This window comes from Achromobacter sp. 18P8.1.1, assembly GCF_057799415.1.
The window spans coordinates 1-14,595 of sequence record NZ_JBYOKH010000056.1 but is presented as its reverse complement, the minus strand read 5'-3'; the positions used below and the strand labels follow the sequence as shown (position 1 = coordinate 14,595).

The 14,595-nt window shown below is 65.3% G+C and carries 12 protein-coding genes and 1 tRNA gene; 5 read left to right on the top strand and 8 right to left on the bottom strand.

Translation table 11 applies throughout. The features are described 5' to 3' along the window. Positions 1-133: 133 nt before the first annotated feature. A complete protein-coding gene (locus AC27VE_RS26110) occupies positions 134-910 on the bottom strand; it encodes a helix-turn-helix transcriptional regulator (RefSeq protein WP_088587644.1) in 777 nt (258 codons plus the stop codon). Positions 911-1,018: 108 nt separating this feature from the next. On the opposite strand from AC27VE_RS26110, the gene AC27VE_RS26105 reads away from it, so the two are divergent. The 5 genes from AC27VE_RS26105 to AC27VE_RS26085 all read left to right on the top strand — a co-directional run bounded on the left by AC27VE_RS26105 (position 1,019) and on the right by AC27VE_RS26085 (position 5,483). Continuing rightward, a complete protein-coding gene (locus AC27VE_RS26105) occupies positions 1,019-1,459 on the top strand; it encodes a transcriptional repressor (protein WP_488705397.1) in 441 nt (146 codons plus the stop codon). Further along, entirely contained in the window at positions 1,456-1,875 is a 420-nt protein-coding gene (locus AC27VE_RS26100) for a hypothetical protein (protein ID WP_006226297.1), read from the top strand. Before AC27VE_RS26105 ends, AC27VE_RS26100 begins: the two co-directional genes overlap by 4 nt. A gap of 422 nt (positions 1,876-2,297) precedes the next feature. Beyond that, entirely contained in the window at positions 2,298-3,239 is a 942-nt protein-coding gene (locus AC27VE_RS26095) for a LysR family transcriptional regulator (RefSeq protein WP_488705396.1), read from the top strand. A gap of 189 nt (positions 3,240-3,428) precedes the next feature. Continuing rightward, positions 3,429-5,045, top strand: a complete 1,617-nt coding sequence (locus tag AC27VE_RS26090; RefSeq protein WP_488705395.1) for a methyl-accepting chemotaxis protein — start codon at positions 3,429-3,431, stop codon at positions 5,043-5,045. 150 nt (positions 5,046-5,195) lie between these two features. Then, positions 5,196-5,483, top strand: a complete 288-nt coding sequence (locus AC27VE_RS26085) for a ClpX C4-type zinc finger protein (protein ID WP_006226294.1) — start codon at positions 5,196-5,198, stop codon at positions 5,481-5,483. 49 nt (positions 5,484-5,532) lie between these two features. On the opposite strand, the gene AC27VE_RS26080 is transcribed toward AC27VE_RS26085, so the two are convergent. From AC27VE_RS26080 to AC27VE_RS26050, 7 genes are all read right to left on the bottom strand, one after another. Continuing rightward, positions 5,533-8,010, bottom strand: coding sequence for a heavy metal translocating P-type ATPase (locus AC27VE_RS26080; protein WP_488705394.1), 2,478 nt, complete (start codon positions 8,008-8,010; stop codon positions 5,533-5,535). Between the two features lie 241 nt (positions 8,011-8,251). Further along, positions 8,252-8,327, bottom strand: a tRNA-Lys gene (locus AC27VE_RS26075). 137 nt (positions 8,328-8,464) lie between these two features. Further along, positions 8,465-9,262, bottom strand: coding sequence for a MetQ/NlpA family ABC transporter substrate-binding protein (locus AC27VE_RS26070; RefSeq protein ID WP_088587638.1), 798 nt, complete (start codon positions 9,260-9,262; stop codon positions 8,465-8,467). 56 nt (positions 9,263-9,318) lie between these two features. Further along, positions 9,319-9,972 carry a methionine ABC transporter permease gene (locus tag AC27VE_RS26065; RefSeq protein ID WP_006226291.1) on the bottom strand — a complete coding sequence of 218 codons (654 nt, stop codon included), beginning with the start codon at positions 9,970-9,972 and terminating at the stop codon, positions 9,319-9,321. Further along, positions 9,929-11,017 carry a methionine ABC transporter ATP-binding protein gene (locus AC27VE_RS26060; RefSeq protein WP_088587637.1) on the bottom strand — a complete coding sequence of 363 codons (1,089 nt, stop codon included), beginning with the start codon at positions 11,015-11,017 and terminating at the stop codon, positions 9,929-9,931. Before AC27VE_RS26060 ends, AC27VE_RS26065 begins: the two co-directional genes overlap by 44 nt. A gap of 225 nt (positions 11,018-11,242) precedes the next feature. Then, on the bottom strand, positions 11,243-13,468 hold the full coding sequence (locus AC27VE_RS26055) for a glycoside hydrolase family 31 protein (RefSeq protein WP_427959093.1): 2,226 nt from the start codon (positions 13,466-13,468) through the stop codon (positions 11,243-11,245). Between the two features lie 269 nt (positions 13,469-13,737). Next, positions 13,738-14,595 (bottom strand): FAD-dependent oxidoreductase (locus AC27VE_RS26050; RefSeq protein WP_488705393.1); only part of this gene is annotated, 858 nt, incomplete at its 5' end.

The following is a 14,595-nucleotide window of genomic DNA, read 5'->3' as shown; positions in this document are numbered from 1 at the left end:
AAAGCATCATGGGTGGACGAACGCAGCCGCCCACCCGTGACGCCATACTAGGGACAGGGCGCGAATGAAGATCCGCAAAAATGTCGGAGAAACGTGAAGATGCGTAAAGGCGGAAGGCCGCGGCCCCGCGCGGTCAGCGGTCCGCCAGGTAGCGCGTCGGCGTCATGCCGAAGGCGCTGCGAAAGCTGCCGATGAACGCGCTGGTGCTTTCGTAGCCGACCGACAGCGCGGCTTCGGTCACCGACCCGCCGCGGCTCAGCATTTCCAGCGCACGCAGCAACCGGGCCTGCTGCCGCCATTGCCCCAGCGTCACGCCGGTTTCCTGACGGAAGCGGCGCATCAGCGTGCGTGAAGACATGTTCAGCCGCTGCGCCCATTCATCGATGCCGGCGGTGTCGTCCGGCGTATCCAGCAAGGTATTGGCCAGGTCCTGCAGGCGGGCGTCAACCGGCATGGGCAGCAATTGGGGCGCGTGTTCGCGGTGCTTGAGCTCTTGCAGCAGCACCTCGAACAACTGCGCCTGGTAGGCGCCCGACACCCCGCCGTCCTGGTTGCTGGTAAAGCGGTCGATCAGGGCTTCGATCAGCTTGGACGACGGCCAGGAACGGCAGTGCGCCGGCAAGCGGTCGCACACGTCGCGCCGCACATACAGGAACGAACCGCGCGCATCGCCGAACCAGCGCGCGCCATGCGGCGTGCCAGGCGGAATCCAGCCCAGGCTGCCCGGCATCACCGTCCAGACCTCGGCCCCGGCCTGCACTACCACCAGCCCCTCGTGCACCAGCACCAGCATGCCCTCGGCATGGACATGCGAGGGCACGGCAATGCCTTTGGACTCGCGTCGCCCCTGCACGCTGAACGGAGTCAGCAGCACATCGGGAAGCGGGTCGGCGATAGCCACATGAAGCATGGTTGGCAGGTTTGAGCTACAGGTTGACGGGTTCCCGTTAGCGGGTTCAGTTGAAAATGTACATCATTCTCATCAGTCGGGCATCAGCCCCCCGAACGGAGAAACCACATGGATACCACGCGGCTGCGCGACGCCGGCATCAAAGCCACCTTCCCCCGGCTGAAGATCCTGGACATCTTTTATCAGCGGGACAATCAGCACATGAGCGCGGCAGACGTCTACCGCAGCCTCATCTCGGACCACAGCAGCATCGGCCTGGCGACGGTTTATCGCGTCATTACGCAACTTGAGGACGCCGGCCTACTCAAACGTACTCAGCTCGACGCGCACACCACCGTGTTCGAGCTCAACGACAAGGGGCACCACGACCACATGGTCTGCACGCATTGCGGGCAGATCCTGGAATCCAGCGATCCCGCCATGGCGCAATTGGTCAGGAAGATCGCCAAGCGCAGCGGCTTCGCGCTGAATTCCTACAGTCTGGTGCTCTACGGCGGCTGCGGCTGCAAGCCGGGCGCGCCTGCCCACCCCCACGGAGAATTCGAATGAACCGCGATCAGTTTTTCTTCCACGACCTGTCCCAATTCCCCATCGTCACCGCCAAGCACGGCGGCGCGCCCAAGGGCTATTCGACCAGCTGGATCCGCGAAATGGAATTGCTGGTGGACAACCCGCAGACCTTCGTCATGGTCGTGCCCGACATGCGCCAGGAAGCCGGCCACGAAGACCGCAAGGCCATGATCGAATGGCAGACCACCAACATGCCGCGGCTCAGGGCGCGTTGCCGGGCTTTCATCGCGGTCGAACGCGACACGGATGCGCTGGACAAGGTCCGCAAGCAGGGCGAGAAAATGGCCCGCGCGTTCGGCATGCCGTTCCTGGCGGTGGCAACGCCTGGCGAAGCGATTCAATGCGCACGCGAGCTGCTGGGCCATAGCGGCCCCGGTGGTTTCGTCGTGGACTAAGCCGCCCCCGCCTTCCACACCTTCTACCTATTGCAGCGCGCCTTCGGGCGCGTTTTGCGTTTCCGGGGCCTGCCCGCAATGGCATCAGGCCAAGGCAGGCCGTGATTGCCGAAATTAGAATGCAATATTGATAAATTTGCGATTGTGGCAAAAGGTGGAGCTGGAATAAATTCCACCCCTGGCACATCCGCCCGTCCCGCCACGTCGGGGCTGGCGTCCTGGCGCGCCGGACTCTCCGGATGACGCTTGTCGGCCTATCCATGGCGCAACCCGCCATCGCTTCCCTGGTCCGTACCTGTTGGCCTGCGCGTTCACAAGACGCCGTGGCGGGCGGCTATCCCACTGCCACCTGCCCCTCGCGCGCTATTTTTGCGGCTGCCAACCGCCTGGACTCGACATTGAGATTTACGGCATTCACATCAATGAAGCGATTCCAATTCGATAGCACCGCGCTTCGTTATTTCCTGACCGTCGTCGACACCGGGTCCGTCAATGGCGCGGCCGCACGCCTGAACGTGGTCAGTTCCGCGGTCAGCCGACAGATCGCCGGCCTGGAACAACGGTTGCAGAACCAGCTGTTCGAACGCCACCCCAAGGGCATGCGCGTGACGGAAGTGGGCCGCATCCTGGCGGATCATGCACGCCGGGTCGAAGCCGACGCGGCGCGCACCTATGCCGAGATCGGCGGGCAGAACGGCCGCTTTACCCAGACGGTGAAGGTCGCCGGCGCCCACGGCTTCGCGGCCCAGGCGCTGCCGCGCAAATTCGCCGCCTTCCAGGCCGAACACCCTTCCGTGCGCTTTAACCTGACCATCCTGGATGCCGGCCTGGTCACGGAACGCGTGCGCTCGGCACAGGCGGACATCGGCTTCACCTATAGCCATGCGGCCGAAAAGGACATTGCCGTGATCGTCGCGCGCCCGGCCGAGATCGTCGCCGTGATGCGGCCCGGCCACCCGCTGGCCGGCCACAGCGCCCTGCTCTCGACGTCGCCGCTCACAACGCCGCTAGTCCTGACCCAATTGTCGGCATATCCCCTTGCCCTGCCCGAAGGCGGCAGCGCCTTGCGCCGGGTGCTGGACATGGCCTCCAGTCTGTACAACACCACCCTGTCGCCCGCCTTCACGTCCAACCACCCCGAGGCGGTCTATAACTATCTGCTGACCGGAAACGCCGTGACCCTGTGCGCGCGCCTGTCGGCGGCCGAGCACCTGGATTCGGGCCGGCTGGTCTGCCGCCCGATGGACGACGCGCTGCTCAACGGCGGGCAGATCCAGGTCCAGACGCATGTCTCCCGGCCCTTGCCGGACGCCGCCCAACGGTTCCTGCGCTTCATCCGCAGCGACCCTTCTCCCCTGTTCTGACCGCGCGCGCCTGCCGCCGGCCCCGGCCTTCCTGGCTGCACGCTGCCGCCGTGGCGTTGCCGAAACCAGAATGTCCCAGTGAAAAATGATCAATTGTTAAAAATGTAATTCAAACTTACATTTGCCACGGGTTTACCACTAGATCTTGGCTGCCGGCCCCGCCGGCTGCCTTATGCAGGAGCCGTGTGCATGCTTAAGAACCTGAAAATCCGAACCGGACTGCTCGCCGTCCTGGTCCTTTTCGTGCTGGCCCTGGCCGGCGCCACCAGCATGGGCTGGGTGTTCGCCCGCGCGGCCGACGACGCCGTCGACGACCTGAACCGCGTCGCCACCGAACAGACGCGCCCGCTCTACGAAACCCAGGTGCTGCTGCTGCGTACCCGCATCACGCTGGTGGCCGCCTATCTGGATGTACAGGCCGGCCGCGGCGCGCAGGCGCAAGCCAGCGTGGACCAGGCCGGCAAGTTCCTGGCCAACGCCCGCCAACGCTACGCCACGTTCCAACGCGTGCCCAAAGTCACGGAGGCGGCGCGTAAATTGACCGCTGACCTGGACGGCATTTTCAACGCCTATGTGCGCAGCATCGATGCGCTGGGCGAGGCCTTGCAAAAGCAATCCGCGGAGAACTACGTTACCGCCGTCGCCGAGGCTCGCACGGCCGACACCCGCTTCGAAGAACGGGTCGTCGCCTTCCTGGCGCACACCGAACGGCGCGCTGCCCAGATCAACGACGCGTCCGATCAGCGCTACAACCAGGCGGAACTGGCCACGATCATCATGCTGGTTCTGGCCGTCGTCCTGGCCGCCGGATGCTGGCGCTTCATCAGCCGTCAGGTGCTGTTGCCGCTGAAAGACGCTGCGCAGCACTTCGACCGCATCGCCTCGGGCGACCTGACCCAACGCGTGGCCGTCGGCGCCCACAACGAGATCGGCGTGCTGTTCGCGGCGCTCAAGCGCATGCAGGACAGCCTGACCCGCACCGTCGCCGAAGTGCGCCGCAGCGTGAACGAGATCAACACCGGCGCTGCCGAGATCTCGTCGGGCAACACCAACTTGTCCTCGCGCACCGAAGAACAGGCCGCTTCCCTGGAAGAAACCGCGGCCAGCATGGAAGAGCTGGCCACGGCCGTGAAGCAGAACACCGAACACGCCCACCAGGCCAACGCGCTGGCGGCCGAAAGCCGCGGCGTGGCGCTGCGCGGCGGCCAGGCCGTCGACCAGGTCGTCCAAACCATGACGCGCATCTCCGACAGCTCGCGCCGCATCGCCGAGATCGTTTCGGTGATCGACGGCATTGCCTTCCAGACCAACATCCTGGCACTGAACGCCGCGGTGGAGGCCGCCCGTGCGGGCGAACAGGGCAAGGGCTTCGCCGTCGTGGCGGGCGAGGTGCGTTCGCTGGCGCAACGCAGCGCGCAAGCCGCCCGCGAAGTGAAGGACCTGATCGAGCAATCCACCAACAACGTAGACAGCGGCGCCGCGCAGGTGCGCGAGGCCGGCGAGACCATGCAGGAAATCGTGACCTCGGTGCAGCGCGTGACCCAGATCATGGCCGAGATCACCGAGGCGTCCACCGAACAGTCCATCGGCATCGACCAGATCAACCGTGCCGTCACGCAGATGGACGACGTGACGCAGCAAAACGCCGCGTTGGTCGAGCAGGCCGCCGCGGCCGCGTCCTCGCTGGAGGATCAGGCCAAGCGCCTGGCCGCCACCGCAGCCTTCTTCAAGGTACCCGCCGAAACCATCATCGACATGGCGGCGGAACCCGCCCCGGTGGCCCTGCGGCCCACCTACGCAGCGTAAGCGTCACCGGCGAGTTCATCCTTTCGGCCGACTCGCTTTGTCCTAGGGATTTGCGCCGGCTTAAGAGTTGGCCCGCCAGGCCGTTGTCTAGGGGCAAGGCGCCGTTTACTGCGGCGCCGCCCGCCAACCCGACGATGAGCCGCCCTACGCATGAACTGCGCACTCGCCTGTACCTTTTGCCAATCCACGCTGGCCCAAGGCGTGCCGCTGCTGGATAAGAACGGCGCCGCCATCTGCAAGCCCTGCGTGGACCAGTTCGCCGAGTTGTTCGCGGAAAGGGCCTGGCTCATGGCCGCCACCTTGCAGGAGCAATTGGACGTGCTTTTGGAAGAAAGCCGGCGGGCGCTGGCGCAGAGCGAATCCCTCGCCGAGCGCGCCCGCGGTTGCGGGCTGAGCCTGCATGACCTGTCGGGCGCGGCCACCCGGACCTTGTCTTAGGTGAGGAAAGCGCGGGGATGCCTCCCCCGCGCTCAATGCCCGGCCGGCGTCAGGCCTTGACGGCGAACGGAGCCACGAAGCGGCGCAGGCGCAGCGCATTGCTCAGGACGAAGACGCTGGACAATGCCATGGCGCCGGCTGCGAACACCGGTGACAGCAGGCTGCCGTTGACGGGGTACAGCAGGCCGGCCGCGACGGGAATCAAGGCCACGTTGTAAGCGAACGCCCAGAACAGGTTCTGTTTGATGTTGCGGATGGTGGCCTTGGACAAGGCGATAGCGTTGGGTACTCCACCCAGGTCGCCAGACATCAGCACCACGTCCGCCGCCTCGATAGCGATGTCCGTGCCGGTGCCGATCGCCAGGCCCACATCGGCTTCGGCCAGCGCCGGCGCATCATTGATGCCGTCGCCCACGTAGGCAATGGGACCGTACTGCTGCTTCAGGCGCTGCACGGCAGCGACCTTGCCGTCAGGCAGCACTTCCGCGATCACCTCGTCGATGCCCAGCTGGCGGGCAATCGCCTCGCCCGTGCGCCGGTTGTCGCCGGTGATCATGGCGACCTTCAGGCCCAGGTCGTGCAGCGCCCGGATCGCGGCGGCCGTCGTTTCCTTGATCGGGTCGGCCACGGCGATCATGGCAGCCAGTCGTCCATTGACCGCCGCATACAGGGGCGTCTTGCCTTCGTCGCCAAGGCGCGCTGCGTCCTGGCCGAACGTGGCGACATCCAGGCCCAGGTCCCGCATGTAGCGGTCGGCACCGATCTCGACCAGGTCGCCGTCCACGCGAGCGCTGACGCCGAAACCGGTGATCGACTGGAATTGCTCGATGGCGCCCAGGGAAATGCCTTGCGCCCGGGCGGCGTCGACAATCGCCTGTGCGATGGGGTGCTCGGATTTCGCCTCCACCGTCGCCACCTTGCCCAATACGGCGGACCGCTCAAAGCCGGAGGCGACGATAAGGTCCGTGAGTTCGGGGCGGCCCTTGGTCAGCGTGCCGGTCTTGTCCACCGCCACTACCTTGGCGTCCTTCAGGGACTGCAAGGCTTCGCCCTTGCGGAATAGCACGCCCATCTGCGCCGCGCGCCCGGTGCCCACCATGATGGAGGTCGGCGTGGCCAGGCCCATGGCGCAGGGGCAGGCAATGATCAGCACGGCCACCGCATTGACCAGCGCGAACGTCAGCGCAGGCTCGGGCCCGAACGTGAGCCAGATGATGAAGGTCACCACCGCCGCCGCCATAACGGCCGGCACGAACCACATCGTGATGCGGTCCACCATGGCCTGGATCGGCAGCTTGGAGCCCTGCGCCTGCTCGACCATGCGGATGATCTGCGCCAGCACGGTGTCGTTGCCGACCTTGGTGGCGCGGAACGTCAGCGCACCATTCTGGTTGACCGTGCCGCCGACGACTTCCGCGCCCGGGCTTTTCTCCACGGGAACGGGTTCGCCGCTGATCATGGATTCGTCGATGAAGCTGCTGCCTTCCACCACCTCGCCGTCCACGGGAACGCGTTCGCCGGGGCGCACTTCGATCAGGTCGCCCGCGACCACGTCTTCGATGGCCAGCTCAATCGTGGCGCCGTCGCGGACGACGCGCGCCGTCTTGGCCTGCAGGCCAAGCAAGCGCTTGATGGCCTCGGAAGTGTTGCCCTTGGCTCGGGCCTCGAGAAAGCGCCCAAGCAGGATCAGCGCCACGATCACCGCGGCGGCTTCGAAATAGACATTGACCGTGCCGGCAGGCAGGAGCCCGGCCGCGAAGGTCGCGACCACCGAATAGGCATACGCGGCGGACGTGCCCACCGCCACCAGCGAATTCATGTCAGGCGCGCCGCGCAGCAGCGCCGGGATGCCTTTCTGGAAGAAGCGCAGGCCGGGCCCGAACAGGACGATGCTCGCCAGCACAAACTGGATGTACCAGCTGTTCTGCGTGCCGATGCTTTCGGCGATGACGTGGTGGAACGCCGGAACCAGATGCGCGCCCATTTCCATGATGAACACGGGCAACGCGAAGACTGCGGCGATCGTCAGCGCGCGCTTCAGCGATTTCAGCTCGGCGGCTTGGCGCTCGGCGACCGCATCCGTATCGGTGGATTCGCCGGAAAGGACTTTTGCCTCGTACCCCGCCTTGGCCACGGCCTGGATCAGCGCGTTCGGCGACGTGCCGCCGGTGGCGGTCACCTGCGCACGCTCGGTGGCCAGGTTGACGGTTGCGGCGCTGACGCCCGGCACGGCCTTCAGGGCCTTTTCGACCCGGCCGACGCACGAGGCGCACGTCATGCCGGACACCGACAGCTCGATGGTGTTCTCGGCGACGGCGTAACCGGCCTTCTGAACAGCCTGGACAGCCGCTACGACGTTCGGCGTCCCGTCAAACGTGATATCGGCGCGTTCGGTGGCCAGGTTGACGCTGGCCTTGTGGACGCCCGGCACGGCTTTCAGGGCTTTCTCGACGCGGCCAACGCACGAGGCGCACGTCATGCCTTCGATCGGAAGACTGATCGCGGTGCTGTCTGCTGTGGCGCTCATCACTGCTCCTTTAACTGGGATTTCCCTTCAGATGCAGACCAAGATAAAGGTTCCAATGATGTGAAGGTCAAGCCCTTATCGCGCAGGCAGCGATGGTCGGGCCCGGGGTTTTGCTCCAGCTTTTTGCTCCGGGTTTTTGCTCCGACTCGCTGCCGCTTCGCATCGTACAGACGAAAAAAAAGCACCGCGATCACTCGCTGGTGCTTGATTCTCTTTCCGCCCCAGTAAAAAAGGCGGGGGGTGGTGGGCTGAGCGAGACTCGAACTCGCGACCAACGGATTAAAAGTCCGCTGCTCTACCGACTGAGCTATCAGCCCGACCGAAGCCAGAAATTATGGCGGATTTTTTTGGTCTTGTCAAAAAGTTTGGCGGCAAGCTGCCATGGCCACCCGCTTGCCGTCCATGAAAAACGGCCGCGCTGGGCGGCCGTTCTTCCGGGCAGATGACGCTGGACTTACCAGGCGGCCACCACGGCGCCCTTGTACTTGGTCTCGATGAACTGCTTCACGGCCGGGCTGTGATAGACGCTGACCAGCTTGGCGAACTCGGGGCGGTCCTTGTCCTTCTCACGCACGACCAGCACGTTGGCGTACGGCGAATCCGGCGATTCCTGGGCGATGGCGTCCTTGGTCGGGTTCAGGCCGGCTTCCAGCGCGAAGTTGGTGTTGATGGCCGAGGCGTCGGTGTCGTCCAGCGAACGCGGCAGTTGGGCGGCGTCCAGCTCGATGAAGCGCAGCTTCTTCTTGTTCTCGACGACGTCGATCGGGGTTGCCTTCAGGCCGGCTTCCGGACGCAGCTTGATCAGGCCATTGGCTTGCAGCAGCAGCAGGGCGCGGCCGCCGTTGGTCGGATCGTTCGGCAGCGCGATGCGGGCCCCGTCTTTCAGTTCGGCCAGCGACTTGATCTTCTTGCTGTAGATGCCGATCGGGAAAATCACGGTCTTGGCGATGCTGACCAGCTTGTAGCCGCGGTCGGCGTTGGCGTTGTCCAGATAGGGCTGGTGCTGATAGCTGTTGAGGTCCAGGTCGCCCGAGGCCAGCGCCACGTTGGGCTGCACGTAGTCGGTGAATTCGATGATCTGGATATTCAGGCCCTGCTTGGCGGCTTCGGCCTTGACCACATCAAAGATCTGGGCGTGCGGGCCGGCCGTGACGCCAACCTTCAGCGGCTTGTCCTGGGCCAGCGCGGGCTGGGCAAAAACGGCGGCGCCCAGGGCGAACGCGGCCAGCGACTTCAAAACCTTGATGCTCATGTTGCGATATCCCGAATAACGGATGTAGAGAGAAGAATGAATAGGCGCCGTTGCGATCAGCGATGCGACATGCGGCGCACGAAGCGGTCGCCAAGGCTTTGGATCGCCTGGACCAATACGATCAGCACGATCACGACCGCGGCCATGACGTCCGATTGGAAACGTTGATACCCGTAGCGGATGGCCAGGTCGCCCAGGCCGCCGCCGCCGATGGCGCCGGCCATCGCCGAATAGCCGATCAGGCTGACGACCGTGACGATGGTGGCGGCGATCAGGCCGGGCAACGCCTCGGGCAGCAGCACCTTCAGGATGATCTGCATCGGCGATGCGCCCATGGCGCGCGCTGCGGTGATCAGCCCCGGATCCACTTCGCGCATGGCGTTCTCGGCGATGCGGGCCATGAACGGGATGGCGGCCACCGATAGTGGCACGATGGCGGCCGTGGTACCGATGGAGGTCTGCGCGACCAGGCGGGTGAACGGGATGATCGCGACCATCAGGATCACGAACGGCACCGAGCGCGTGGCGTTGATGATGGCGCCCAGCACGTGGTTGACGGGCTGGTTCTCCAGCATGTTGCCGCGCGCGGTCACGGTCAGTGTCACGCCCAGCGGAATGCCGATGACCACCGCGATGGCGCTGGCCACTCCCACCATCAGCAGGGTGTCAAGCAGCGACGTAATAAGCAGATCGATCAGTTGCGGACTCATGAGCTATTTCTTCAACGGTGATGTCACGGGCGGTCAACGCGGCGATCGCGTCCTTGACTGCGGCGGGCGCGCCTTGGGCCAGCACGAACATCGTGCCCACGGCCACGCCCTGGATGTCTTCGACGCGGGCCTGCACCAGGCCGACGTCCAGCGAGTACTGCTTGGACAGGTCCGACAGGAACGATCCAGACGCGTCCGTGCCGGTCAACGACAGGCGCAGCAGGCGTACGGCCTGACCCGGCTTGGCGGCGGCCAGCGCGGCGATGCGTTCCTTCACGGCGGCCAGCGTGGCGTCGGTCAGGTCGGACGCGGTAGCGGCCGACACCATGCCGCGCGTGACGTCGTGGCGCGGCTGCGCGAACACTTCACGCGTGCTGCCCACTTCCACCACTTCGCCTTGCGACAGGACGGCGACGCGGTCGCAGACCTCGCGCACGACTTCCATCTGGTGCGTGATCATGACGACGGTCACGCCGGTCTTGCGGTTGATGTCGCGCAGCAGCGCCAGGATGTTGTGCGTGGTTTCCGGATCCAGCGCGGACGTGGCTTCATCGCTGAGCAGCACGTCCGGGTTGTTGGCCAGCGCGCGCGCAATGCCCACGCGCTGCTTCTGGCCGCCGCTGATCTGGCTGGGATAGCGGTCGCGCAGATGCTCCAGGCCCACCAGCGCCAGCAGGCGTTCGACGCGGGCCGGGATCTCGGCCTTGGCAACGCCGGCGATTTCCAGCGGCAAGGCGACGTTGCCGTAGACGGTACGGCGCGACAGCAGGTTGAAGCCCTGGAACACCATGCCGATGCGGCGCCGCTGCTCGCGCAGCTGCGCTTCATTCAGGCCGGTCAGTTGCTGCCCACCGATGGCGATCGTGCCTTGGTTGGGACGTTCCAGCAAATTGATGCACTGGACCAGCGTGCTTTTACCGGCCCCGCTGGGACCGATGATGCCGAAGACCTCGCCCTGCGCAATATGCAGGTTGATGCCTCGCAACGCCTGGAATTCTCCATGCGGCGTGGCATAGGTCTTGGATAGGTTCTCGATGTGGATCATGGCAAGCGATTTTGTATCTTTTCTCTTCTAAAGAGAACGACCGTTTTTTCCATTTTCTATAACTATAAGTAATATAGAACGCCGTGACCGCCCGAGGGCGAGCCGACAGGGCCTATCTCGAATCCTGCAATCGGTGCCGGACAGAAGGCGTAAAGGGCAGTCAGGAAGGAAAGCCTTCCTGACTGCCCTTTTGTCGCGGTGGCCGGCGAACCGGCCACGCTACTGTCAACGAGCGCGGGAAATGCGGACTTCCGCGCCCCGGCGCTTGACCTCAAGGCCTTCGGACGGCGAAATGCGCAGCCCTTCCAGCCCCTTGATGTAGCTGGAGCCTTGCATCTGCATCACGCGGATCTTGTTGCGCATGACGACCGGGTTATGGACCGGCATGCCGAACATCCAGACTTCGTCCAGGATGCGGGCCGAGTTGAACTCGCCCGTATGCTGCGCGGCCGGTCCCAGACAGAGCATGTGCCCTTCGCGGCCGAAAACCGGGAACTGGCCCAGTTCGCAGTCGATCGTCCAGGTGGTGCCGCCTTCGTAGCGGTGCCCCGTGTTCAGGTCCCACCAGGCCTCGCCCTTGGGCAGGTACACGCGCACCTGCTTGCCGGGTTCGGTCACCGGCGCCACCAGCAGGGCCGGGCCCAGCAGGTATTGCAGGTCCCATTCATGAGCATGCGGATCGTTCGGGAACGACAGGGCCATGGAACGCTGCACCGGCAGACCGGTGCGCGCCGAATCCTCGATGGCGCCCAGCACATAAGGCACCAGGCGGTAGCGCCACTGCATCCACGTCTTGGCCTGGGCCAGCGTTTCTTCGCCGAAGTCCCAAGGCATCAGGCCTTCAACGCCCTGGAACGAGAAGTTCGCCGAGAACACGCCCACCGTCAGCCAGCGCAGGTACAGCTCAGACGTCATGCCCGAGCGATCGCGCGAGCCCGAACCGATGCCATGCACTTGCACCGGCACGCCGCTGGCGCCGATCGACAAGGCGGTACGCAGGGTGTGACGCAGGCCATCCCAGCTGTTTTCCACCTGCGGCCCCACTTGCCACGGCAAGCGCTGGGCGGCGGGGAACAGGTCGGAGCTGGGCACCACGCCTTCCGGCGGCACCTTCAGGCCGGCAACTGCGTCGAACAGCGCGCGGCGCACCAGCAGCGGATACATGCTGCGCAGCGCCGGGCCGGTTTCGCCGTTGCGAGCGGTCACGCCGTCGGGGATGGCGATCTGGGCGTCGCACGCGGGCGCGTCCAGGCCGTCTTCGACCAATTGGCGATGACGCTCGACCCACTGGTTGTAGATGTCGCGATAGGTCAGGTCCAGCAGGCCATAAGGCTGGCCGGAGGTGGCGGCGTTGCCGTCGAACACCTGGGCCGAACCGTCATCCTTGGCGAGCAGCCAGCCGCGGTCTTCCAGTTCTTCGAACAGCGGGCTGGTCTTCAGCACGCCGGGGAAACCGGAGGCCGACACGTGCACGTTGTGCTTGTGGAAGAGCGCCAGCATCTGCTTGGCGTCCGGGAAGCGCTGGGCGTCCCATTCGAAAACGGCCTTGTCCGCCTGGAAGCCCCAAGCGGCAGGCTGCGCCAGAGTCACGGCATCCACCGGGATCTGGTTTTCACGCATGCGGGCAACCAGGGCCACCGTCTGCGTCGGCATTTCGCCCGCGGCCTGTTGCAGCCACGCGCCCATCGCCCACAGCACAGGCTGGCCGGCACGGCCGGTCAGCGCGGTGTACTGGTTCAGGATTTCCGCGGGTTCGCCGGCGAACAGGAACACGTCCAGCACGGCATCGTCCACGGTCAGCACGTAGGCCGATTCCGCGGGCGCGACGCCCACCGCGTGCTCGACGCGGCGCATGGTGTTCACGTAGACGCCCCAGCCGCGCGGGCTCCATGCCAATGGCAAGGCGCGGTGCTCAGGGTCATCGGAGACGACCGATTCCTCGCGGCGGTTCAGGTCGCCCGGGGTTTCGCCCAGGCCGAAGACGCGATCATCCGCCTGCAGGGTGAACCCCGCAGACCAGACCGCGTCATCGTCCTGGTCCAGCGCGTTATGCCCAAATGCGGGCGTATGCGCGGAAACCTCGGACTCGAACACCCGTTCCTCGTTGCGGTAGAGCGCCACACGCACGGGGTTGGATTGGATCTCCAGGGCGACGTCGCCCTGGGTAATGCGCCAGCCATCCCCGCCTTCGCGAGGGGCAATGGCGGCTTCGCCCACGGCCTCTTGGCGCGCGAGCAGCATCTCCGCCACGGCGCGCGCACGCGCGCTGGGCTTATCTTCATTCAGGTGGTTCGCCTCGCCGCAGCGCAGGCGAAAAACACCAGGCGCATGCGCCTCGACTACCAGGTGCAACCCATCGCCCGCATCGAAATCGAAACGACTGGGGCGGGACGTCAGCAGCTCGACATTATCGAGCTGGGTAGTATGGGCAAAGTCGAACTTGGGCGGCACAGAGCATCCCCCGGCTTAAGCCAAAAACCATCAAAAGACGCTATTTTGACGGATTTGAGCTTTGAAATAAACTCGGTCCCTCTTTTGGAAGGCGATCTCATCCAAAAAAGGGGCATAAAGCCCTCGGCCAGCGCCCATCGGTCTACACGCCCGTGCGCTGCCGAAACGCCAATTTCGAGGCCAATGCGGCCCATTTGGCGCCAAATCCTGGCAATTACTGCAATTCTACGCCACCTGACCCCGGGGCCCGTCACGGCCCTGACTTTTTTTCACCGCGGTGAAATAAGTTGGGCCAGATCGGTTTCCAGCGGCGAGGGCTCGCCCGCCAGGCGGGCGGCGATCAAGTCGCCCATCAATGCCGACCAGGACAGCCCCCGCGAGGCATAGCCCACGGCCAGCCACAAGCCCCGAGCATGCGGCAATTCCCCCACTGCCGGCAAGCGTCCCGGCAACACAGCGCGCCAGCCGGCCCAACCGGGCAGGCTGCCCGGAACCAGGGCGTCGAAGTCAGGGAAGTGACCGCTTAGTAGCCCTGCCGCCTTGGCCAGCGTGACCCGCTGGCCGTCTGCGCTGATCCGCGCCTCGGCCGCATCATGGACGTACGTGCTGCCCACCACGCAGCCTGCGCCCACATCCGGCAGCAGATACCCTTCCCCGCCGACGATGCAACGGGGGCCGCCCGACAGCGCTGCGGCAGGCACCAGCGTTACCTCGCCCGTCAATGCATGCATCTGCGCCACGCGCGGCAGGGGATCCAGCAGGCCGCTGTCGGCCAGTACGCCGCGCGCGCCAGCCGCATTGGCCAGGATGACCGTTTGGGCCTCCACCAATTCGGCGCCTTGCCCATCCAGCACGCGCCAGCCCTGCCCACTGGGCTCCACACGCGCCGCCTGGCCGGGGAGCAGCGTCACGCCCGGGGTGGCCAGCAGCGCGTCGATCAGCCGGTTCGGCTGCACCAGCATGCCCTGGGCAAAGAACACCCCGCCGCGGGCCAGCGGCAGGCCAGCCAGGGCGCTGGCCTCATCGCGATCCACCTGACGCACCCAATTCGACGGAAACGCCAGGGTTTCCAGGGTGCCGGCCAGGGCGGCAGACTTGCCCGCATCGCGCTCGACCTGCACGGTGCC